Origin of the sequence: Buttiauxella sp. A111 (genome assembly GCF_014189855.1) — a bacterium.
Classification (GTDB): domain Bacteria; phylum Pseudomonadota; class Gammaproteobacteria; order Enterobacterales; family Enterobacteriaceae; genus Buttiauxella; species Buttiauxella selenatireducens.
In genome coordinates this window covers 498435-522182 of record NZ_BJFN01000001.1, presented here as the reverse complement: position 1 = coordinate 522182, position 23748 = coordinate 498435, and the positions used below count along the sequence as shown (strand labels likewise).

General features: G+C 50.3%; 14 protein-coding genes. 9 read left to right on the top strand and 5 right to left on the bottom strand.

Annotated features, from left to right (window positions below; all coding sequences use genetic code 11):
* Positions 1-8: 8 nt before the first annotated feature.
* Positions 9-899, bottom strand: a complete 891-nt coding sequence (locus tag BSPA111_RS02340; protein ID WP_183269600.1) for a LysR family transcriptional regulator — start codon at positions 897-899, stop codon at positions 9-11.
* A 564-nt stretch (positions 900-1463) separates the two neighbouring features.
* On the opposite strand from BSPA111_RS02340, the gene BSPA111_RS02335 reads away from it, so the two are divergent.
* The 6 genes from BSPA111_RS02335 (at position 1464) to BSPA111_RS02310 (ending at position 13511) form a co-directional block, all read left to right on the top strand.
* Entirely contained in the window at positions 1464-1853 is a 390-nt protein-coding gene (locus BSPA111_RS02335; RefSeq protein ID WP_183269599.1) for a hypothetical protein, read from the top strand.
* A 198-nt stretch (positions 1854-2051) separates the two neighbouring features.
* Positions 2052-9128, top strand: a complete 7077-nt coding sequence (locus BSPA111_RS02330; RefSeq protein WP_183269598.1) for an autotransporter outer membrane beta-barrel domain-containing protein — start codon at positions 2052-2054, stop codon at positions 9126-9128.
* Between the two features lie 52 nt (positions 9129-9180).
* Positions 9181-9753, top strand: coding sequence for a helix-turn-helix transcriptional regulator (locus BSPA111_RS02325; protein ID WP_183269597.1), 573 nt, complete (start codon positions 9181-9183; stop codon positions 9751-9753).
* A 140-nt stretch (positions 9754-9893) separates the two neighbouring features.
* Positions 9894-11045, top strand: a complete 1152-nt coding sequence (gene flhB / locus BSPA111_RS02320) for a flagellar biosynthesis protein FlhB (RefSeq protein ID WP_183269596.1) — start codon at positions 9894-9896, stop codon at positions 11043-11045.
* Positions 11038-13119, top strand: coding sequence for a flagellar biosynthesis protein FlhA (gene flhA, locus BSPA111_RS02315; protein WP_183269595.1), 2082 nt, complete (start codon positions 11038-11040; stop codon positions 13117-13119). The genes flhB and flhA overlap by 8 nt, the downstream gene beginning before the upstream one ends.
* Positions 13119-13511: a flagellar protein FlhE gene (locus BSPA111_RS02310; RefSeq protein WP_183269594.1), complete on the top strand. Its 393-nt coding sequence runs from the start codon at positions 13119-13121 to the stop codon at positions 13509-13511. The genes flhA and BSPA111_RS02310 overlap by 1 nt, the downstream gene beginning before the upstream one ends.
* A gap of 75 nt (positions 13512-13586) precedes the next feature.
* Here BSPA111_RS02310 and BSPA111_RS02305 read toward each other — a convergent pair whose 3' ends face one another.
* The 3 genes from BSPA111_RS02305 to BSPA111_RS02295 are packed head-to-tail and all read right to left on the bottom strand — an operon-like array spanning position 13587 to position 17628.
* Positions 13587-15698, bottom strand: a complete 2112-nt coding sequence (locus BSPA111_RS02305; protein ID WP_183269593.1) for a DUF4034 domain-containing protein — start codon at positions 15696-15698, stop codon at positions 13587-13589.
* A gap of 11 nt (positions 15699-15709) precedes the next feature.
* On the bottom strand, positions 15710-16432 hold the full coding sequence (locus tag BSPA111_RS02300; protein ID WP_373925612.1) for a DUF1266 domain-containing protein: 723 nt from the start codon (positions 16430-16432) through the stop codon (positions 15710-15712).
* Positions 16429-17628 (bottom strand): PcfJ domain-containing protein, encoded by a 1200-nt coding sequence (locus BSPA111_RS02295; protein WP_183270267.1) that lies wholly within the window; start codon positions 17626-17628, stop codon positions 16429-16431. The genes BSPA111_RS02300 and BSPA111_RS02295 overlap by 4 nt, the downstream gene beginning before the upstream one ends.
* Positions 17629-18075: 447 nt before the next feature.
* Here BSPA111_RS02295 and BSPA111_RS02290 point away from each other — a divergent pair, with 447 nt between their 5' ends.
* The 3 genes from BSPA111_RS02290 to lpxA all read left to right on the top strand — a co-directional run bounded on the left by BSPA111_RS02290 (position 18076) and on the right by lpxA (position 21890).
* Positions 18076-19665: an MFS transporter gene (locus BSPA111_RS02290; protein ID WP_183269592.1), complete on the top strand. Its 1590-nt coding sequence runs from the start codon at positions 18076-18078 to the stop codon at positions 19663-19665.
* Positions 19665-20804, top strand: a complete 1140-nt coding sequence (locus BSPA111_RS02285; RefSeq protein WP_183269591.1) for a glycoside hydrolase family 105 protein — start codon at positions 19665-19667, stop codon at positions 20802-20804. The genes BSPA111_RS02290 and BSPA111_RS02285 overlap by 1 nt, the downstream gene beginning before the upstream one ends.
* Before the next feature lie 294 nt (positions 20805-21098).
* Positions 21099-21890: an acyl-ACP--UDP-N-acetylglucosamine O-acyltransferase gene (gene lpxA, locus BSPA111_RS02280; RefSeq protein ID WP_183269590.1), complete on the top strand. Its 792-nt coding sequence runs from the start codon at positions 21099-21101 to the stop codon at positions 21888-21890.
* Positions 21891-21963: 73 nt separating this feature from the next.
* Here the strand turns inward: lpxA and argS are convergent, their stop codons facing one another.
* Positions 21964-23697 carry an arginine--tRNA ligase gene (gene argS / locus BSPA111_RS02275; protein WP_183269589.1) on the bottom strand — a complete coding sequence of 578 codons (1734 nt, stop codon included), beginning with the start codon at positions 23695-23697 and terminating at the stop codon, positions 21964-21966.
* Positions 23698-23748 lie beyond the last annotated feature (51 nt).

Sequence of the window (23748 nt, the reverse complement as noted above, 5' to 3'; positions counted from 1 at the left end):
TAGTCTCCTTACTGACATAACCTAATGATTTTTTCAATCAGTTGATCCCCAACATTTTGTTTTTGGATATGCGCCAGGTACTTCACATTTCCGTGATTCAGAAAATCACATTTCACTTCTCGAATTGCGATGGTTTTTTTCAAAATTTGCACATAGCGGGAAGGGAATATGAGTAATAAATCCCCGAGAAGAGTCGCCAAAACGATATTGAAATGTGAATCGCTCACGATTACAGGGGCGGTTTCTCTTAATGCAATGGCGTCAGCCGTATCCGTTCGCAAATGAGTACTATAGAAAGGAGAACCAAACGCAATATATTTCTCCTTTGCAAATTGCTCCCTGGTGATGCTGTCACCGACTGTTTTGTGGTCGTTTCGGCATATTAGCGTGAAGTCCAGATCGAACAGAGGGCGTGCCACGATGCGCATGTCACCCTGAATCGGTAGGCCAATATCAATATCAATTTCTTTAGTGCGCAGTTTAGCGGCGCGCTGTTCGCCCTCCATCGAGATATATCGGAATTCGACCCTGCACTCGTCGGGAATTATATGCTCTTTAAGAAGCTTCTCGGTTAGCCATAGTTCTGTAATGGGGTCGCAGCGGATATAGATGCATCGCTTACTGTTCTGAGACACTGATGTTAGGTTAAGGGCGCTGGTGATATCTGCATCAATGGCCTTGAATTTGTTGTAAAGATTCATCGCCAATGCAGTGGGAATCACACCATTGAGAGTGCGAGTGAACAGTGGATCTTGATAGTGGTCACGCATTTTTTTTACCGCATAGCTTATTGCTGACGGTGCGACATCCAATCGCTCTGCCGCGTTAGCCATACTGCGAGTTTCAACGATAATGACCAGATAACGTATTAAATTATAATCAAATTTTTTCGTGTCCATCGCGTGTCAAGGGTGGCTTTTATTGTGGAGACTTAAGCCAGAGTATAGTTCAGCGAATTTTTACATGAGTGCAATTCTGTTCATTCATTTTTGCGATGAATAAAATTGTGGTTCAATGACCTTGTTCCGAAATGTTGAAGAGGTCCTGTTGTTTCCATTAACATGATTTTAACTTTCAGGGCACCAGGTCGCTAATTTAAATAAGTCGTCAATAACATTTCAGAATGTACGTATAAACTATCCGTTTTTGGACTCTCTTTTTTTATAGATAAATCATGATGGTTTCGTACTAATCAGCATTTGTCACTGCCAGTATACAAAAAACAAGATTATCCGTTGAGTCTGTGGCTTAGGCGTCTCTGATAAAAAATCCTGATATTTTTAATTTGGCAGAGTTAACGTCTGTCGATGTGCATATCATAGATACTAACATCTATATTTAACACTATTTAAACATCATCCATCTCGCGGGTTCATTGGATTACTGATTCATGGTGTTTATATAAAATACGAGTAATTGCACGATTGCTTTAAAACGAAGCTCAATCAAATCAGGGCAAAATTATGTTCAGGACGACTTTTGGATTCTTGATCAACGACAATATTCAAATTGATATACATAACCGGAGAATTATAAAGCTCGACATAGAAGAAGATCGCAAACCCTATGTTCTTAATGTCAGCGTCATTTCCATTAAGGATCTGCAAATGATGTTGCTGGCATATTTACTGGCTAATGGGATTAGCCATCCGGTTAAGCGAGACGATATCTTAAAAAACGTCTGGGATAACAGAGATCTGAAATCCTCCAGTCAGATATTGTGGGCAACTTTAAAAGACCTTAAATCTAATCTTTCACGAGTGGGGTTAGGTGAGGATTTTATTGTTAGCGATAAAGGATCAAAATACAGCATTAATGCTATGAAAGTGCAGGCGCTATATATGGGAATCTGAAGGAGTAGAGATACACTACATTAAAGTAGTTCGCATTATTGTTTTAACAACAAAATCAGTCATATGTATTAATTGTTTATCCACTAAATAGTGGAGGCCTGACTATACATTAAATTCACTGATTTTGTCTAACGGGTTAAATAAATAACTCATTTAACCTCGCAAAGTTAATTATATTTAAGCATGATCGGGTGTCATATGAACAAGTTTTACAAAGTGATTTGGAATGCCACGCTTGGCAGATATGTTGTCGCCTCCGAACTTTCTCAGGGCCGGAAGAAAAGCAAATCATCTTGCGCTGGCGCGATATTAGCCGATGTTATTTTCTCCAGGAAAATGCTGCTGACCTGCATTTTATCGGCACTGGCGACAGAAAAAACCTTCGCGACGGACAGTGAAGTGGGCTTCTTTACGCCACAGGATAGCGCGTATTCAATTATTACCGGACAGGTTAATCTGATTACTGGCGGCAGTAATGGTTTTGCTAATATTAGCAAAGGTGACCCCGGTTATAAAAACTTCACGCTGCAACAAGCACTTGATGCAGGTATAGTGACTTCAGGATCTGAATATATTTCCGGTGATATATTTAAAATTGGTAAAAAAAGCCAGACTATTTCATATACGGATAAGCAAACTCAGAATCAGGTAACCGTTTCCGTTTACGATAATGCAAACATGGCCGTTAGCTCTGCGGCTTCATTTATGTTCCCTAACTCTTATGCTGTGGGCGAGCATGGTCAGTATGTTGACACAAACCTTTTCTCTGTCAAATCAGGGGGAGACCTGACGGTTAGTGTCGGTTCTACGGTGACAAACTGGGTGAACAATGCCGCAAATAACCTTTCAGTAATAATGAAGGGAAGCCAAAAGGATATTCCTACTGCCAGCATATTTGATGTCGGTGGAACAGGCACGCTTGATTACAATTCTAAAACTGTCGCCACGTTGGGTAACACCAATAATAATAACTCTGGTGCTAAGTCGGTCGCCTCTTTTGTCGGTGGTTTCAGCAATGCGGTAAACAGCAAAATTGGTAACTTTGTTGTTAACGATCTGGCAGGTTTCCAGGCTTACAATACTGCACTGCAAAATGCGATTAAAACCGGTGCGCTAGCCGCTGCGGATTACGATGCCGAAATTGCTAAAGCTTATGATACAACGCTGAAACAGGTTTATGTCAGTGCGAATATTCCTGCCAATGACGCAACCAATATGAATGTTGATCGCGACCGTGTGTCCTTTATTAAGGCCGACGGTGCCGATGCAAGGGTTAATATTAGCAAAGATGCCAATATACAATTATATAACTCTGATGCTTCGCTGGTCAGGCTGTTAAATGGTGCGGTGCTAAATAACCTGGGTGTTCTGGGTACAGCGTATAACTCTTTGCGTGGAGCCTATGTTGTCTATGCAAATAATAGTGTGGTTAATAACCAGGGTGTTATTGATGCAGGTACCAATCCTGAAATGCAGGCGTACACCCCGGCCAAAAGCAAAGGGACCAATACCGGCATCGGTATGCAGGTGGGTATTAATGCCAATGGCAACAGTACGGTATTAAACGACGGCATTATTAACGTGGCACCTGTTCAGGATTATGCTTTGAGCACGGGTGTTTCACTCAATGATGCCGCGACGCTTGTCAACAACGGCGCTATAAATGTTGCTGCACTTCCGCCTCCTGCCTCGGTTAATGGTGGGTATGTTGCAACCGGTGTTATTGTGCAAAACCAGGCTAAATTCGACAATAACGGTCAACTCTATATTGGGCGTCAGGCGCAGCGATCGTTATCCGATATGACCAGCGATGTATTGGTTAATCAGTTCGGGACTGTTGGAGTCAACGTAATTAAAGGCGGTGTATTTAATAACAATGCCACTGCCAATATTACTTTGGGTTCACAAACTCAAGGCGCAACGGCTATTTCCGTCTCTGACGCAGCTTCAGTGGTTAATCAAAAAGGCACGATTGATATTAATGGTCGTGTTGCCCAGAACGGGGATTCCAGCGGTCTTAATACCGGGATAAGTTCTTCTGGCAGCGCTAAACAGGTGACAAACAGCGGAACCATTAATCTCAACGGTATTAACGCCAAAGGGCTGATGGTCAATACCGGGAGTACGGCAACGAATAGCGGTACGATTAATGTTAATCAGGGCGTTGATCCGGTCAGCAAAACTGCCAACTACGGTATTCAGGCTGAAGGTGCAGGTGCGGTTGCGACACAATCAGGCACGGTTGCGCTTAAAGGAGATCGCGCAATTGGGATTTATGCAAAAAATAAAGGCGTTGTAAAACTCGAGGGGGCGGGCCAGGTTGCCTTCGACTCCGGTGAAAACCAGCTTGGCTACTTTGTCTACGGTGCGGGTTCGGCCATCGTAGATAACAGCGCGGGCGAGCAGAATGTCTCAACCAAAGGTTCAACACTTTATCGCATTGATGGCGGTTCGACGTTTGCGGGTAGTGATAGCAGCACCTCTGTGATGAAAGCCAGCGGTGAGAACAGCACGATTCTGTTGGTTACCGGGAAAAGTGATGACGGTAAAACCATCAGTAAATTGAACACCGGGAGGATGGTGCTCAACGTTAATGCTAAAGGTGCCACCGCAGTTAAAGTTGAAGGTGGCGCGCAGGGCGTTTTGGATCAGGGTGTCATACTGGCTCTGACGGCTGAAAATGCGACGGCTGGGATTGTGGATGGTAATTCAACATCCATCATGGGAGCGGCGGGTGCCACGGGTGCTTCACAGCTTACGTCTTACGCGAAAATTGATAACACCAACGCAGCCACGGGGGCGATGGGGTATATCGCGCGTAACAATGGCACATTGATTCACAAGGGATCGTTGTCATTTACGGCAGCTGACAGCACTGGCGTTTTGGTTGACGGTGGCAAGCTGGAAAACAGCAGTGATATCTCGGTAAATGGGATTGCCGTTGATATCGTGGGTGGCGCATCGAAAGTGTTAAACACCGGAACCGTGACGGCGACAGGCGGAACGGCGGCTTATCGTCTGAAAGACGGGGCTTCGCTGGCGTTAAGCGGGCAGGGAACGACAATTGCCAAAAACGGCGCACACGGTGTTTTGTTGGATGTTCCAACAAACCCTTCGCTTTTACGTGCATCGCCAGATCCTGAATTGACCGTGACCGATGCGACCATTTCTGTGACCGAAACGGGCAACGCTATTGAAAACGCCGCTGAAGTTGCTGGTATTCGTATCGTTAATGCGAAGCTGAACGTGGAACAGGGCGCAGCTATTCGAACTGGAGCCGAATTGGGTCTGTCCAACAGCGGCGCGATCACGGTTAACGGTTCGGGTAAAGGTATTGCATTAATGCATGCTGATGGTTCCGCAACCACGGCGGATTTAAATCTGCTGGATTCCGATGGTTTGACGATCAATGTCACTGGGGCAAATGGTTCAGGCATTGTCACTAACACCAGCGGTTCAGTGAAAAACGGGACGAAGGTTAACGTTCAGGCTGATAACGGCGGTGCTGCGCTTGCGGTGGGGGGGACAACCACCAATGTATTGCAGGCAGGCCAGTTAAATTCGACTTCACTGACCACAGAAGTCGTCAATCTGGATAACGGTAAAGTCAATAGCTTTACTAACAGCGGTGCTATCAAAGCTAAAGATGCCAGCCAGATTGCCGTATTAAGCAATTCAGGCAACGGAATGACCTTCAACAACAATAGCGGCGCTGAAATTATCGGTAAAGTGAATCTGCTGACGGGTGATAATACCGTTAATCTGCAAAGCGGCAGTAAAGGCACTGACTTCTTTACGGGCAACGGTGTTGATATTTTCAATCTGGTGAATATTGGCGAGCAGGAAACTTCACTCTTCACTTCGCTCAACGGTGGAGAGGGGAAAGACACCCTGAATCTGGACAATTCGCAATATATTCTCAAGGATGCGAATGCAATTACCGGAATGGAAACCGTTAATCTTAAAAATGGTTCCCGCTTAACAGAAGCGAATGTGTTGTTAGCATTAGGGGATGATAAAGCCGACCGTACCGACACGACATTTAACATTGATGAGAGCAGTAGCCTGGTGCTCAACAATACCAGTGATGTGGAATTTAAAAACCACCTGGCAGGCAGCGGGACGGTAAAAGCCGATTTATCAAATAAAGCCTTTACCTTTACCAATAATAATAAAGCCGATGGATTTAACGGTACGCTGGATCTGGCAAACAGCACTTTTGCACTGGCAGATGCGAATACTCAGGCTCTGAGCGCGGCACGTTTAAAATTAAGTTCTGGCAGTATTGCGACCGTAGGTCAAGGGCAGCAAAACATCGGTGGACTGGCCTTTAATGGTGGTACGGCTGACTTTGGTGCGCTAAACCCAGGGATGACAATCGCTGACAACTTGATTCATACGGGGAACAACCTTGATATCAGTGGGCAGGGCGTCATTAAAGTCGCGCTGACGAATGTGATTAACGACAACCCGTTACCGGATAATCATCTACCGCTGATGGCGCAGGACGACGCGCAAACACTGGTAAAAATGGCTGATAGCAGCGGCACAGTGACCGGCAGCGGCGGCAACCTCAAGCTTGTCGATCAGGACGGCAACGAAATCACCGATGCTGCCACCCTCGATATCACCCAGGCAGGTGAAACCGTCGCCAAAGGAACGTGGGATTACCGCATGACCAGCGGCGAAAACGCCGACGGCTTGTATATCAACTATGGCCTGAAGCAAGTCGAATTGTTGGGCGAAGGCGCCAGTGCGCTGGTGCTCGACAGTAACGGCGCAACCGGTGCGGCCAGTGACCTGAGTGCAAAAGTGACAGGTAACGGCGACTTACATATTGATACCGGAACCGGCAACGTTTCCCTGTCTAACCTTGATAACGATTATCTGGGTGAAACGCTCGTTAGCAGCGGCACGTTGGACTTTGCCAATGACAACGTACTGGGCAAAACCCGTCGTCTGACGATTGAAGATCTGGCTTTTGTTGACACCCACGGTTTCAGCCAAAGTATCGGCGCACTGAACACCGCAGCAGACAGCCATTTGGATTTGGCCGAAGGCAGCGTGTTGACCATCACCGATGCCCAACGCAGCGCGGGTGATGTTAACGGCGGCGTGATCAATGCGGATACGCTGGCGGGTGCCGGTAAGTTAGTTATCGACCCAAGCGTGGTGACGGTGAATGGCGCAAATACCGGCTTTACCGGCGATGTTGCGCTGCAAGGCGGTTCACAGGTATTGCTGAACCATGTTTCTGGCCTCGGGGATTCCGGGCGGGTCACGCTGGCGGGTGCAGACGATCGCTTAACGTTTGCGAAGCAACTGGCGACGGATGCCGCAACGGTGGGTAATCTGGCTAAACAACTGGCAGGTGTTGGTACCGTTGAGCTGAAAGACAACGCAGATATCAACCTTGTTGCGGATAACCGCGCTTTTGCGGGCGAATTCGCTCTGGATTCCGGTACGCATCTTCGTGCATCTGGTACCGAAAACCTGGGGGATGCGAGCATCAGTAACAACGGTAGCTTGCATCTTACTGCCGATAACGACTGGGAGCTGGCTAATGCGGTGACGGGTTCTGGCGAGCTTGAAAAGCTGGGAAGTGCGGCGTTAATCGTGAACCGTGATTTGGCCTATACCGGCGAAACCAATCTGCGAGCGGGTAGCCTTATCCTGGGTGATGACACGGCAGCCAGCGGTAAGATTTCGGGCAACGGGCTGGTGAATATCGCCGAAGGTGCCACGCTGGGGGGGAACGGCGAAGTCACCGGAGGCGTGAATAACCAAGGGGTGATTGCGGCGCTGAACGCCATGAGCGGTTATGAAGACCGTGCTGCGGGTGATTTTAAAGTCGGTAGCCTGAACAACAGTGGAACGGTGAATCTTGCCGGGTCTTCTGTGGGTAACACGCTGACGGTGAACGGAAATTATGTTGGTAACAATGGGTTGTTGAACCTGAATACGGCGCTGGGCGATGACAACTCGGCAACCGATAAACTGGTGGTGAAGGGCGATACTTCGGGCAATACGCGTGTCCAGGTGAACAACCTTGGCGGCGCGGGTGCGCAGACTATCAACGGGATTGAAGTGGTTCATGTGGATGGCGCGTCGGCGGGGGATTTTGCTCTGCAAGGCCGCGCTGTGGCAGGGGCTTATGACTACTTCCTGAATAAAGGGAATACGGGCAACTGGTATTTGCAGTCGCAGACTCCGGCTCCGGCACCAACGCCAGATCCCGTCCCGGCTAACATTGTTAATCCGGTAAATCCGGTTAGCCCGACAGACCCGATTGTGCGTCCGGAAGCCGGTGCCTACACCGCAAACATTGCGGCAGCGAATACCATGTTTGTCACCACGTTGCACGACAGGCTGGGTGAGACAAATTATGTGGATATGCTGACTGGCGAAACAAAAGTCACCAGTATGTGGATGCGCAATATCGGCGGGCACACAGCCTTCCGCGATAACAGCGGTCAGCTTAAAACCCAAAGTAACCGTTATGTCTTGCAGATGGGCGGTGATATTGCGCAGTGGGGCAGCGAAAATGATAACCGTACCCATCTGGGTGTGATGGCAGGTTACGGCAACAACCATAGCAATACGCGTTCTTCCGTCACGCATTACAGTGCAGACGGCTCGGTGAATGGTTATAGCGTCGGTGTTTATGGCACCTGGCTTGCTAACGAAGCGGAACATACCGGCGCATATGTTGATACATGGGCGCAATACAACTGGTTTAACAACAGTGTGAAAGGGGATGAATTAGACAGCGAGTCTTATAAATCTAAAGGTTTCACCGCTTCCGCGGAAACGGGTTACACCTTCAAAGCGGGCGAATATAGCGGCAGTAAGGGGTCGACCAACGCCTGGTATGTTCAACCACAAGCACAGGCTATATGGATGGGAGTTAAGGCTGACGGTCATACCGAGAGCAATGGCACTCATGTTTCCTCTCAAGGTGACGGTAACCTGATGACCCGCCTGGGTGTCAGAACTTACCTGAAAGGCCATAACAAAATGGACGATGGCAAAGATCGCGAGTTCCAGCCATTTGTAGAGGCTAACTGGATCCATAACACCAATAGCTTTGGTGCGACGATGAACGATGTTTCATCTTCTATGGACGGGGCTAAAAATATTGCGGAACTGAAAGTTGGCGTTGAAGGACAGCTCAATAAAAACCTGAACGTTTGGGGCAATGTGACCTCCCAGATTGGCGATAAGGGTTATAACGACAATGCGGCCATGATTGGCGTTAAATATAATTTTAAATAAATTTCCTTTCACATTAGGGGAGGGCAACCTCCCCATTACTTGCGTAGATAATATGGATAATATCTTTGTTTACAGTGATGATATCTTTGCACGGAAAGCCATTGTGGCGCTGCTTGCTGATATCGGTTCTATCCCTGGCTCCCTGAAAGATGTCGCTATTTTTAGTTTTGGCAATAACAATATTAGCCAGCAGGCGATGATGTTGTTATTGGAGTGTAAGGCAGAACGGATATTGATTTTAGCGAAGCCCTCAATACTTCAGTTTTTCGCCACATTATTACCTGGGGTGAATATTGTTTTTGAACGTTATGACACTGCCATTAATATCATCAGAAAAGTGATTTTGTCATTCATACAACCAGTCAGAAAAATTACGTACGGTGAGAAGGATAAAATGTTCTCCATTAAAAAACTGAGTGCTAGCGAACATCGAATTACCGACCTTTATATACAAGGATTACCGCTTTCTAATATCGCACTACTCTTAAATAAAAGTATCAAGACAATCAGTGCTCATCGCAGGAGTGCCATGAAAAAAATGGGTGTAGCCAGTAATATTGAATTAATTCAGAAAGGACATCTTATGCGTCTGTTGGAACAAAACACCCACTCGAGCTTTGCCTGACCGCATAAAGCCGATTTTCACCGGGTTCAGTTTACAAGCTGAACCCGCAAACAAACGCAAAAACTCCCCCGTTTTCCCCCCATTAGCTTTATCCCCCTCTGGCATGCTGTGCTGGTAATTGCGGCCATGAGATTGTTGCGGTGTCAGAAGAAAGCGACGACGATAAAACAGAAGCCCCCACACCCCACCGACTTGAAAAGGCGCGTGAAGACGGGCAAATCCCACGTTCCCGTGAATTAACCTCGCTGCTGATGTTGCTGGCGGGGTTAAGCATTATCTGGATGGGCGGCGAACCGCTGGCACGGCAACTGGCGGCGATGTTGTCGGCGGGTTTGCACTTTGACCACAGTATTATTAACGACCCACGTCTTATCATCAGCCAAATCAGCCAACTGGGTAAACAAGCCGTTTGGGCGCTGCTGCCATTGATTTTTGGCCTGGTGATTGTGGCGATTGCAGCACCGATGATGCTCGGCGGGCTGTTATTTAGTGGCAAATCTATCGCGTTTAAGTTCAGCAAAATGAACCCCATTGCGGGATTAGGGCGCATGTTTTCGGCGCAGGCTGGGTCCGAATTACTTAAAGCGTTTTTGAAAGCTATTTTGGTGGGCAGCGTCACGACCTGGTATCTGTTGCACAAATGGCCAGAGATGATGCGTCTGATGAGTGAACCGCCGTTGGCGGCATTAGGCCATGCACTCAATATGGTGGCGGTGTGTGGCTTGTTGATTGTACTGGGGCTGACGCCGATGGTCGGCTTTGATGTGTTTTTCCAGATTTTCAGCAATCTGAAAAAGCTACGCATGAGCCGCCAGGATATTCGTGACGAATTTAAGCAGCAAGAAGGTGACCCGCACGTTAAAGGTCGTATTCGTCAGCAACAACGGGCCATGGCGCGCCGCCGCATGATGGCGGATGTCCCACAGGCCGATGTGATTGTCACCAACCCGACGCACTATTCGGTGGCGTTGCAGTATGACGAAAACAAAATGAGTGCCCCTAAAGTCCTGGCGAAAGGCGCGGGTTTGGTCGCGCTGCGTATCCGTGAAATCGGTAACGAGCATCGCATTCCGATGCTGGAAGCGCCTCCGCTGGCTCGTGCGTTATATCGCCATGCAGAAATTGGCCAACAAATTCCTGGGCAGTTGTATTCCGCGGTGGCAGAAGTGCTGGCGTGGGTATGGCAACTGCGTCGCTGGCGTGTCGCTGGCGGTTTAATCCCGAAAAAACCTGAAAATCTTCCGGTGCCTGAGGCGCTGGACTTTGCAAACGAGAAGGACTCTGATGGCTAATCTGCTCGCTACGTTGCGTCTGCCTGCCAGTATGAAATCTGGGCAATGGCAAATCCTTGCCGGGCCGATACTTATCCTGCTGATCTTGTCGATGATGGTACTGCCGCTGCCAGCGTTTGTACTGGATTTGCTGTTCACGTTTAACATCGCGCTGTCGATTATGGTGCTGCTGGTGGCGATGTTCACCCAGAAAACCCTGGAATTTGCCGCGTTCCCCACCATTTTGCTGTTTACCACATTGCTGCGCCTGGCGCTGAACGTGGCCTCAACACGTATCATTTTGATGGACGGGCATACCGGTGGTGCAGCAGCCGGTAAAGTGGTTGAAGCTTTCGGCCACTTCCTGGTCGGTGGCAACTTTGCCATTGGTATTGTGGTGTTCATCATCCTCGTCATCATCAACTTTATGGTTATCACCAAAGGTGCCGGGCGTATTGCCGAAGTTGGGGCGCGTTTTGTCCTGGATGGGATGCCGGGTAAACAGATGGCCATTGATGCCGATCTGAATGCCGGGTTGATCGGTGAAGAAGAGGCAAAAAAACGCCGTTCTGAAGTCACCCAGGAGGCGGATTTCTACGGCTCAATGGACGGTGCCAGTAAGTTCGTGCGTGGCGATGCCGTAGCCGGTCTGATGATCATGGTGATTAACGTGGTCGGCGGCTTGTTAGTTGGTGTTCTGCAACATGATATGGCCGTGGGGGCTGCGGCTGAAAGCTATACGCTGTTGACCATCGGTGATGGCCTGGTTGCACAGATTCCGGCACTGGTGATTTCAACGGCGGCGGGCGTGATTGTAACCCGCGTGGCAACCGATCAGGACGTCGGCGAACAGATGGTGACTCAGCTGTTCAACAACCCGCGAGTGATGATGCTCAGTGCGGCCGTGTTAGGTTTGCTCGGCATGGTGCCGGGGATGCCAAACTTTGTCTTCCTGCTGTTCACCGCTGCATTGCTGGCCCTTGCCTGGTGGATGCGGGGCCGACAAATGGAGGCTCCGGTCAAACCGGCAGCACCGGTGAAACCACAGGAAAATCCGCAGGCGGTCGAAGCGACGTGGAACGATGTTCAACTGGAAGACTCGCTCGGCATGGAAGTGGGTTACCGCTTGATCCCAATGGTCGATTTCCAGCAAGACGGCGAGCTGTTAGGCCGAATCCGCAGTATTCGTAAGAAATTTGCGCAAGATATGGGGTTCCTGCCTCCGGTGGTGCATATCCGTGACAACATGGATTTGCCGCCCGCGCGTTATCGCATTCTGATGAAAGGCGTCGAGATTGGTAGCGGTGATGCCTACCCAGGTCGTTGGCTTGCCATTAACCCTGGCACTGCCGCAGGCACGCTGCCCGGTGAAACGACCACTGATCCAGCCTTTGGGCTCGCCGCCACCTGGATTGAAAGCGCGTTAAAAGAGCAGGCGCAGATTCAGGGCTTTACGGTGGTGGAAGCCAGTACCGTCGTTGCAACACACCTTAACCATCTGATTGGTCAGTTTGCGCCAGAGTTATTTGGCCGCCAGGAAGCGCAGCAACTGCTCGACCGTGTCTCGCAGGAGATGCCAAAACTGACCGAAGATCTGGTCCCTGGGGTGGTAACGCTCACCACGCTGCATAAAGTGTTGCAAAACCTGCTGGCTGAAAAGGTTCCGATTCGCGATATGCGTACTATTCTGGAAACCCTGGCCGAACATGCGCCTGTGCAAAATGACCCGCATGAATTAACGGCGGTGGTGCGTGTAGCACTGGGTCGTGCGATTACCCAGCAGTGGTTCCCAGGTAATGGTGAGGTGCAGGTCATTGGTCTTGATGCCGCACTGGAACGTTTGTTATTGCAGGCCTTGCAGGGGGGCGGCGGACTTGAACCGGGACTGGCAGATCGTTTGCTTGAGCAGGCTCAGGATGCCCTGAAACGCCAGGAGATGCTCGGTGCGCCTCCGGTATTGCTGGTGAACCACGCGCTGCGCCCGCTTTTGGCTCGTTTCTTACGCCGCAGTTTGCCGCAATTAATGGTGCTTTCAAGCCTTGAGCTGTCGGAGAATCGCAATATCCGAATGACCGCGACTATCGGAGCGAAATAATGATCCGCTTGTTAGTGCTGATTTTTTTCCCTTTTGTTGTTCATGCCGCTGGAGAAGGGGCATGGCAGGCAACGGGCGTGGGTGCAACGCTCAGCCACCGTGGTGTTGCCGCATCTTCACGCGCTTTGTCCCCCTCACAACCGGTTGAAGGGGGAATGACTCTGGTCGCCTGGCGCTATGAGTTGATTGGGCCGACACCCGCGGGATTGTTGGTAAGATTATGCTCGGTTACGCGTTGCGTTGAGATAGAAGGGCAGAGTGGTACGACGCGCGGGTTAACCCATGTTGCAGCCAACGAGCCGTTGCGTTTTGTCTGGGAAGTCCCTGGTGGCGGTTCCCTTTTCCCCCCGTTAAAAGTACGTAGTAATCAGGTTATCGTTAACTACCAATAATAAAAAAGCCGCATTTTGTGTGCAATGCCGTTCACTTTAGTGGAGCGGCATTGCACTTCATCTGTGAGTAAACGTCTACACCATCGGGTTGACCTGACCTGGCAATTCCGAGGCCGGGATACGCACGGTGTGCCAGGTATAACGCATGCGTTTCCAGCGCGTATCGAAATGCACTCTGTAAAGACAATCTCTGACTAGCTCGTTATCGGGGTAAAGCGTATCGGCAAAGTGAGTCCATTTGGCGCTTTGTTTTATATTAAACAATAGCTTGTCATTTTTGTTGCCGTGTAATCGCGCGAGCGTCACCATCGCCTGAAGTGTGCCTTTTTGAGCCTCTTCCTGGACCCGCGCTAAATGAGAATGCGCCAGCGTCAGATCGGTAACTTCATAAATATTGAGTAAGAATAGACCCTTGGCCTGTTCGTGACCCAATTGATGCGCCTGCCAGAGACAATCGAGGATATTTTTTTCGTAGCCTGCCCAGTTTGCGGGATCGCCTTCTTCCCCGCACAGTCGCTGGTTGCAGATAGCAAGACTGAAATAAATATCGCGTAAATCCGCTTCGTAATCGCTATAGCCGCCATTGGCGATCAGACGCCAGGGCGTGTTGTCGCGCTGGGCGATGTGGTCACGCAGAATCTGTGCGGCGTGCTGATAATAGTTCAGCGCGGTGGAGGTTTGATAAGGCACAAGAGTGCCATTGTCCCGATTGTTATATTCATCCGCCAGCCAGTGTAGTGCGCCGGGAATATTACGCTGTGCACCAACCTCCGCCAGCGGCACGCAATACTCAGGACGGTTGAGCCAGCCGAAGGAGCGAATGGTCCATTTCCAGGTCGCGCTGTGTTGTATGGATGAAACGCGGTCCAGCCATGCAGCGCCCAATTCTGTATTTCTCTCAAAGCCAAACAGTCCCGCATACTGGAAATAACCGCGATAAATCACCGCAGCCCAGCCTTCAGCGCTCTGTGAATTCTGACAAATAAAATTATAAATCCAGTGGCTGTCGGGGAAATCGCGTAGCGCAAACTGCAGTGCCTTATAGGTGAAGTAATTGTCTAAATTCTTTTTCTCCATGACCGCCCGTTGAATGCAGTCCCAGAGTGCGTCTTCATCGTCTAAATCGTCATAACAGGCCAGCAGCCACCCCAGTGCATTGTGGCGATCTTCCTGATTCCGGGCATGGTTGGCAACGGCTTGCGCTTTCGCGATGATTTTGGTTCTGATCTCAGGTTCGTCAATCTCTTTGACGCTCAGATCACGATACTCATCCCACCAGATCAGTAGCTCCAGGTGTTCGCGTTCGCTATCAGAGAGATGAGCACAGGTCTCGGACGCCAGAAACGCATTAATCTCTTGATGGCTGCCGTTCCAGCGCGGCATGCGAAAAGGAAGATACTCGCCCAATGCACAGTATGCCGTTGGGAAAATCTTCAGACATACTGTGAGCCAGTAATTGGGGCTGAAGTCATCAGCGGTGGTCAGCAGCACAGACGGTCGCGGCAGGGAAGGGCAAATGGCGTTGTCCAGCGACAAACCAGAATGGGCTATCAGTGCATCGATTTCCTGCGGCGAACGCTGATGGTAAGCGGCAAGTTTCGGAACGCCCGGGGTGCCGGCGGTCTCGTTGCCTTTAAGAAAATCCGCCATCCAGTCGGGAAAGCCAAATACCTGCGCGTTGGTGTTAGCGAGTGAAGCGGCCATCCACTGGCGCGGATCGCAGTCGGTGGCGTTGATGGCGGCGATCATCATCTGCTCATTGCAGGCGCTGGCGCAAATCCACATGGCGTGCGAGGTATCGCGCGCCCAGCCGTAGCTACGGTACAACCATGCGCGATGGTTCCAGTATTGCGTTTCCGCAAGCCAGGCGTGTGTTGAACGCGGACGCGCGTTTTGCCAGGCTTTAATAAGCGCCAGGCCTTCTGGTCCGGCTTCAACGAGCGGGTGCAGATCATAGCGGGGGTTACACATCTGCGTCCAGGCGAGGAAATAGCGTTTTTCCGCTTCGCGGCAGGTGAAACTTTCCGTCAGGGCATGGTTAAACACGTCATCCAGCTCGTCATAGCGCGCCTGGCGCAGGAAACTGGCGATATCGGCGATGAACCACTCCCGTTGGCCGCTGTTTTGCGCCATTTTGCTGTTGCACATTGCCGCGGTAGCATTGATTAAGCGATCGTTCAATTCCATATGTTCGTCTCTCAATTGAGTTCAAAAATTTTAAAGTCATTCCACGGCAATTCTCGCCAGTGGCTGAGCGGGTCTTCCAGATATTGCATGACTTCCTGGTGATCGCGCCCCGCCACTGTCGTCGGGGTTTGGTGTAGCTCCAGCCATACCTGCCGTGCGCGAACGTAAGCGGTAGCGTAATCTTCCCAACTGTGAAAGCAGTCCTGGGCACGCTGGGCGTTGAGGAGTAAAACCAGCCATGTCTGCTCGTCGCGATACCAGCCTAATCCGGCGATGCAGCGCGTTAAAAAGGCGGTGCGCGCGCAGTCGAAAGCTAGCGCGTCACGAACCTGTCCCTGGGCGGCTAACTGCTCATAAAACCCCTGTGGCGTCTTACCGACGCCAGCAGGCCAGCGCTGCATAATATCAGCGACCTGCTGGTGGAGTGTGCCGTCGCGAGGATCGTCTGAGAGCCCCAGCTCTTTTTTCACCTGTTGCGCCAGATGTTGACGTTTACTCTCATCAATCTGTAACGCCAGCGTGACGTCTTTCGTTTTCAGACCGTTGCGTAAAATGAGAATATCCGCCAGCGCCAGTGCCCATTTGCGGCGACGGGTGTCGCGGCGTCGTTCTGCCAGTCGCTCTTGTTCTTGCTCCTGCGCCGTTGGCATTTTGCTTCGCGCCGCTTTTCTTTTGCATTTCCAGGCAATAAGTATGATGGCGACCAGTAGTGAAAGGAGTAGATGCAACGTCATTTCCTCTCATCAGCGGTTAAATAGCGCGTGGTTTGCAGCGTGACACTTTCAATTTCGAACGGTTCGCAGTCGGTGTTTTTTCCGGCAATGGTGGGATGCCATAGTTGTTGTGGGTACAACATTTCGGCCGCCGTTGCGACCGTGGGGTCGATCGTCTGTAGCTGGTGCAGTTCGCCCGGCGAGCTGTGTAGCAGCAACCATTGTAACGCGACGGGCGGGTCTGTAACGTGCCGCAGCAGATGGAAATTGTTGTGCAGCACGCTCAGCAGAAAACTTTCATCGTGGATATCGGTAATGAATTTCCAGCCCTCGTAGTCCGGCGTCTTTTCATAAACAATACCCATACCTTCGCAGTCGGCATGACGTACCGGTTGTGCCGCGATATGGCGCAGTAAATGCAAAACATCGGCGGCGTATTTTTTCACCGGATAGCGGTTTTGTTTGCCTTTTATCTGCTCGATTTCCAGCCCTTCAGGCTTTATCCGCATGCTAATGGTGACGTGAGGAATATTATTTTCGTCGCGCAGGCTGAACAGGCGCATTGCCCCATGTTCAATTTGTTTGGCGTAGTAGTCACCGTAGCCGCCTGCAAGCGAGTTGTTATCCTGAAACTGCCCCACGCAGTGCTGCATGTGCCAGGACTCATAGGCCATTTCGCAGCGTAGCGCCGGATGCGTGGCGTCAAATTCAACCAGCGTCCCGCAGGTCACGCTGAGCACTCTTTTTAGTACCTCCTGGGTGGCGGGATGCCAGCCTTGTTGACGGCGGCGTTGCATTTTTTTATGTTCCGCTTCGCGCATCGCCAGTGCGGTAAAGCAGTTGATACGCTGCAGTTTTCCCGCCAGTCGGGTGTCATTTTGACGGCTGAGAAACTCCACCAAATTACGCTCTGTAGCGTGTAGCTCCGGGTGCTGTGGGTCGAGATAGTAGAACGTTGCGCCGCCGGTGAGCTTTGGCGGCAACCATTCGGGCATGTCAGTCTGTGCGCCGAACCAGGTGGCATAATCAAGCGCGTTTCGAATTGGGGAAACAAGGGGAAAACTGCCGATAGCCCAGCGATAAAAGTGGTTGGCTAACCAGCGGCGAATGTCTTCGCTGTCGCCGCGCTGTTCACTGCGCGAGGTAATGGTTGCCATGACATCAGTGGAGTTGATGATATTGCGGGGCTGGTATGTCTTAACGCTATCTTCACTCATTGCTTTCCCTGCCTGGTGAACGCCAGTCATTTCTTAGATAACGCCTTTCGGCGCAAATGTTGGCACCAAAGCCTGAAGTGGTCAACAAAAACTGGCCACCTGAATAGAGGTGATATCATCGTCTCATACGAGGGCGTCAAAGTGTCGCCGTTTAAGGATCGATCAACGGATCCTTAGCCGATCTGCATTAGCATTCTGTGCGGCTTTTTCCTTTCTGCATCTCATTTTTAATTCCTGCCTTTGATAAAAATAAACCATTGTTTTATAAATCAGTGACGCTGATGGTGGAACTCTTTGTGATTTTGCCAGCATCGGCCAAGCCGTGGCAAAAATGGAAAGGTATCAGTTGCCCTGTCATTTTACCTTAGCCTTGTAAGATTCTCGCAGGCGCCGAAAGACGCCAGGACGTGCAATCTCCTATAACAATAGAATCGGGGTTTGACGGCAATGAAAACACGTAAGATTGGATTGGCAAATTATCTTGCCTACGGGTCTGGGGACTTTCTGGGTGCCGGGACAACGGCGCTGACCGCCGCATGGTTGCTCTATTTTTATACCACCTTTTGTGGTTTAACGCCGATTGAGGCGACATTCATTTTCGCCATGGCCAGAGTACTTGATGCGGTCGTGAGTCCGTTAATGGGCTTCCTGACAGATAACTTCGGCTCGACCTGGCTTGGTAAGCGTTTCGGTCGTCGTAAGTTCTTTATTTTGCTGGGTATCCCACTGGTATTTAGCTACAGCTTCATGTGGGTTGGCGAGATGAGTTACTGGTACTACCTGGTGACCTATCTGATTTTTGACGTGGTTTACACCATGATTCTGGTGCCTTACGAAACTCTGGTACCGGAAATGACGGATGACTTCAAACAGAAGACGAAATTCTCTGGCGCACGTATTTCCATGGCGCAGCTCTCGGCCATTCTTGCGGCATTCCTGCCAGGTATTCTGTTAAACCACTTCGGTAAAGACAACGCGATCTCCTTCTTCTATTCAAGCCTGGTCTTCGCCACGCTTTGCGCGATTGTATTGACTCTGGTCTGGTTCTTTACCTGGGAACGTCCTCGTAGCGAATGGACGGAAGCTGCACTGCGTGCAGAAGAAGAGAAGAAAAACCTGACATTTGCTCAGAGCATGAAACGTCTGAACGTCGAACTCACTTCAACGCTGCGCGTGAAGATTTTCCGCCAGCACCTTGGTATGTACCTGGGCGGTTACATCGCGCAGGACGTGTTCAACGCCGTGTTTACCTACTACGTCGTGTTTGTGCTGATGCAAAGTGCCTCCGTGGCATCGAGCCTGATGGGCACCATGGCTATTCTGCAATTTATCGCGGTTATTGGCATGATCCCGCTGTGCATTAAATACGGCCCAGCACCGTCTTACCGCTTAGTGGTTGTGCTGTTTGGTCTGAGCTCAATGTCCTACGCCGTGCTGTATTACGCCGGATTGAGCGACGTCTTCTCCTTACTGTTACTGGTTTCAGGCCTGGCTGGTTTGGGTCGTGGCGGCATCAACTATGTACCGTGGAATATTTACACCTACATCGCTGACGTGGATGAAGTGATTACCGGCCAACGCCGTGAAGGTATCTTCGCCGGAATTATGACTCTGACGCGTAAAGCTTCTCAGGCTGGTGCGATTATGTTGGTGGGTATCGTGATGCAGCTTTCCGGCTTTGTATCCGGGCAGACTACGCAGCCACCGGCGGTGAGCCATACTATTTTGATGATTCTCAGTTTCGGTACCGTCGCGGTACTGGCCTGCGGTTTCCTGATTTCCCTTCGCTTTAAATTGAACCTGCACACTCACAGCGTGTTACGTGAAGAAACGGCGAAGATGCGTGCGGCTGGCCGCGCGGTGCCAGAAGCTATTACTCCTGAAGCGCGTGCAACTGTCGAACTGCTGGCAGGTATGCCTTACGACTCGCTTTGGGGCAACAACAACATTGGTTATCTCAATCGTAATAAGCCTGCTGCTCCATCGTTAAAACAGGCTGCAACACTGAATTCGAATACATCACAGAGGTTAAGTTAATGATCATTTATCCCGTCAAACACAGCCCATTATTGTGCCAGCCGGAGCATTTTATTGCCCGGGATGAGCTTAATACCCTGATCCACAAGGTGACGGACAATCTGGTTAATATTAAGGATGAAACGGGGCAATTCTTGCTGCGACTGGATGACGGACGAGTCATTGATACTAAAGGTTGGGCTGGCTGGGAGTGGACTCACGGCGTCGGTTTGTACGGCATTTATCAATATTATCGTCAGACTGGCGATAAGAAGATGTGTGAAATTATTGATAGCTGGTTCGCAGACCGTTTTGCCGAAGGAGCGACCACTAAAAACGTCAATACGATGGCACCATTTTTGACTCTGGCCTACCGTTACGAAGAAACGCGTGACCCTGCTTATCTACCGTGGCTGGAAAGCTGGGCTGAGTGGGCGATGTATGAAATGCCGCGTACCGAGCACGGTGGCATGCAGCACATTACGCTGGCGGAAGAGAACCATCAGCAAATGTGGGACGACACGCTCATGATGACCGTGTTGCCGCTGGCGAAAATTGGCAAACTGCTCAATCGTCCGGAATACGTCGAAGAAGCGATTTATCAGTTCCTGCTGCATGTGCAGAATTTGATGGATAGGGAAACGGGGCTGTGGTTCCACGGCTGGAATTACGAAGGCAACCATAACTTTGCTAAGGCGCGTTGGGCGCGGGGTAACAGCTGGTTGACCATCGTGATCCCTGACTTCCTGGAGCTGGTGGATTTACCGGAAAATAATGCGGTGCGCCGTTATCTGGTACAAGTTTTGGAAAGCCAGGTTGCTGCGTTGGCGAAATGCCAGGACAACAGCGGCTTGTGGCACACACTGCTTGATGACCCTGATTCCTACCTCGAAGCTTCGGCAACGGCAGGCTTTGCCTATGGCATTCTGAAAGGTATCCGTAAACGCTATATTGGCAAACAGTATGCTTGCGTTGCGGAAAAAGCGATGAAGGGCATCGTGAAGAACATCTCGCCAGAAGGGGAGTTGTTGCAAGTTTCATTCGGTACTGGCATGGGCAGCAATCTGGAGTTTTATCGCCAGATCCCGCTGACTTCTATGCCATACGGCCAGGCAATGGCGATTCTGTGCCTGGGCGAATATCTGCGTATTTATCTGTAAGCGTTCCATGCAGACCTGGGGAACCAGGTCTGCAAACTGTCATTAAATCAAACTGGCTCTTAAGTAATGCAAAGTTCCGCCAATTAAATAATAAATAAATGGCGTAATGTGCCGTGCATTTGATTATCATTCCCGCAGTCGATAAGCCTTCCACTCGCTTTACCCTCCTTAACGATATTCGAATGGCGAAGCCGTGCTTCCCTTTCTTCCCCTCTTGCTTGTTGATCCACGCTCTGGATTAATAATTAACCGATGATGGCGTTATTGTGTTGTGCCTCTATCAGGATAAATTTGATGTCAATTTCCCCGTTAGCTCGGGTTGCCAGTAACAGTGTGGTTGAGCCAGGCGTCGTGCTTGGCGCTCATGTGAACATTGGCCCATTTTGTGTTATTTCCACAGGCGTTGTTATTGGTGAGGGAACAATTGTCGGTTCGCATTCGGTCATCAATGGCCTCACAACGATTGGGCGCGATAACACTATTGGTCAGTTTGCCTCAATAGGTGAAGTCAATCAGGATCTTAAATATGCGAATGAACCCACGACGCTGGTGATCGGCGATCGTAATCAGATTGGCAATAAATCCACGATTCATCGCGGAACAATCCAGGGGCATTCCACAACCCGGATTGGTGATGACAATCGCTTTCTGAATGGTGTGCACATCGGCCATGACTGCGTGGTGGGTAACGCAACGTTGATGGGCGATAACAGTGGGTTGGCCGGGCATGTGGTTCTTGATGACGGGGCACAGGTTGGAGTTATGTGCGCCATTCACCAGTTTTGCGTGCTGGGTGCGCATTCGAGGGTTGCCGATCAGGGCGGCGTGGTGCAAGACATTCCGCCGTTTGTGATGGCAGACGGTAACCATGCAAGACCAACCGGCATCGATATTAATGCGCGCGCTTTTCTGGCATTAGATACCCGGCAGCAGGATTTTGTGCATTCGCTTTACAGCATGCTGTATCAGCAGTCTTTACCGATTGATGAGGTGAAGATAGCGGTAAAAGCCTCGCTAAGGGATTTTGCTCTTGCTGCTGTTTTTGAACGATTTTTTGCGCAGTCAACGCGTGGAATTATTCGTTAACGTGCCTAAAAAAAGACTCGCCGCGTAAAGCGGCGAGTCTTGTACTAAACGATGGTCTAATAACGATCGATTGTTACATGCGTTCTACGGTTTCGATACCCAGCGTATCCAGACCCAGTTTCAGGGTTTTCGCAGTCAGCAGCGCCAGTTTCAGACGGCTGTTACGCGCTTCATCGGTATCAGCAGCCAGAATTGGGCAGTGCTCGTAGAAGCCAGAGAACAGACCAGCAAGGTCATATAAATAAGAACACATCACGTGCGGTGTGCCATCGCGAGCCACAACGTTAAGCGTTTCTTCAAATTGCAGCAGACGAGCCGCCAGCTGTGCTTCGCGATCTTCACGAATCACGACAGGTGCTTTCAGTAGTTCTGCTTCGTCGATATCGGCTTTACGGAACACGGAAAGCACACGCGTGTAGGCATACTGCATATATGGCGCGGTATTGCCTTCAAAGGCCAGCATGTTGTCCCAGTCGAAGATATAGTCAGTGGTACGGCTTTTGGACAAATCGGCGTATTTCACCGCGCCGATACCGACCACTTTTGCCAGCGCTTCCAGCTCGTCAGCAGACATATCGGGATTCTTCTCGCTCACCAGAGCACGTGCGCGCTCCATGGCTTCATCCAGCAGATCGGTCAGTTTTACTGTGCCACCAGAACGGGTCTTGAACGGCTTACCGTCTTTGCCCAGCATCATGCCGAACATCTGGTGTTCAAGCGTTACGGACTCTGGGACGTAACCGGCTTTACGCACGATAGTCCATGCCTGCATCAGATGCTGGTGCTGGCGTGAGTCGATGAAATACAGCACACGGTCGGCGTGCAGGGTTTCGTAACGGTATTTTGCACAGGCGATGTCGGTGGTGGTGTACAGGTAGCCGCCATCCTTTTTCTGGATGATAACGCCCATCGGTTCGCCATCTTTGTTCTTGTATTCATCGAGGAATACAACGGTTGCGCCTTCGCTTTCGACCGCCAGACCCTTGGCCTTCAGGTCGCTCACAATGCCCGGTAGCATTGAGTTATAGAGGCTTTCACCCATTACGTCGTCGCGGGTCAATGTGACGTTAAGACGATCATAAGTTTTCTGGTTCTGCGTCATGGTCACATCGACCAGTTTGCGCCACATCTCGCGGCAATATTCGTCGCCGCCTTGCAGTTTCACCACATATGCGCGCGCGCGCTCAGCAAAAGCTTCGTCTTCGTCGTAATGCTTTTTCGCTGCGCGATAAAACTCTTCGAGGTCAGCCAGTGCCATTTCACCGGCGTTTTCTTGTTGCTGCTTTTCGAGATAAGCAATCAGCATCCCGAATTGAGTACCCCAGTCACCAACGTGGTTGGCGCGAATCACTTTATGGCCGAGGAATTCCAGGGTACGTACTGCCGCATCGCCAATAATGGTTGAGCGGATGTGCCCTACGTGCATCTCTTTCGCCACATTAGGCGCGGAGTAATCGACCACAATGGTTTGTGGCGCAACAGTATTCACACCAACGCGCTCGGAAGCTACCGCCGCATCGACATGTTTCGCAAGGAACTCGGGGTCGAGGAAAATGTTGATAAAACCGGGGCCGGCGATTTCAACTTTGCTGGCAATGCCGGTCAAATCCAGATTCGCAATCACGCTCTCTGCGACTTGTCGTGGTGGCTTGCCCAGTGATTTCGCAACTGACATCACGCCATTGGCCTGATAGTCGCCGAACTGAACTTTTGCTGACTGACGAACTTGTGGTTCGCAATCCGCAGGCGCACCTGCGGCAATCAGTGCCTGACTGACTTTATCTGAGAGAAGTGCCTGAATATTCACCGGGATACCTTACATTTTGCTAAGGGCTGCCGTGACTTTACAGCAGCCGTA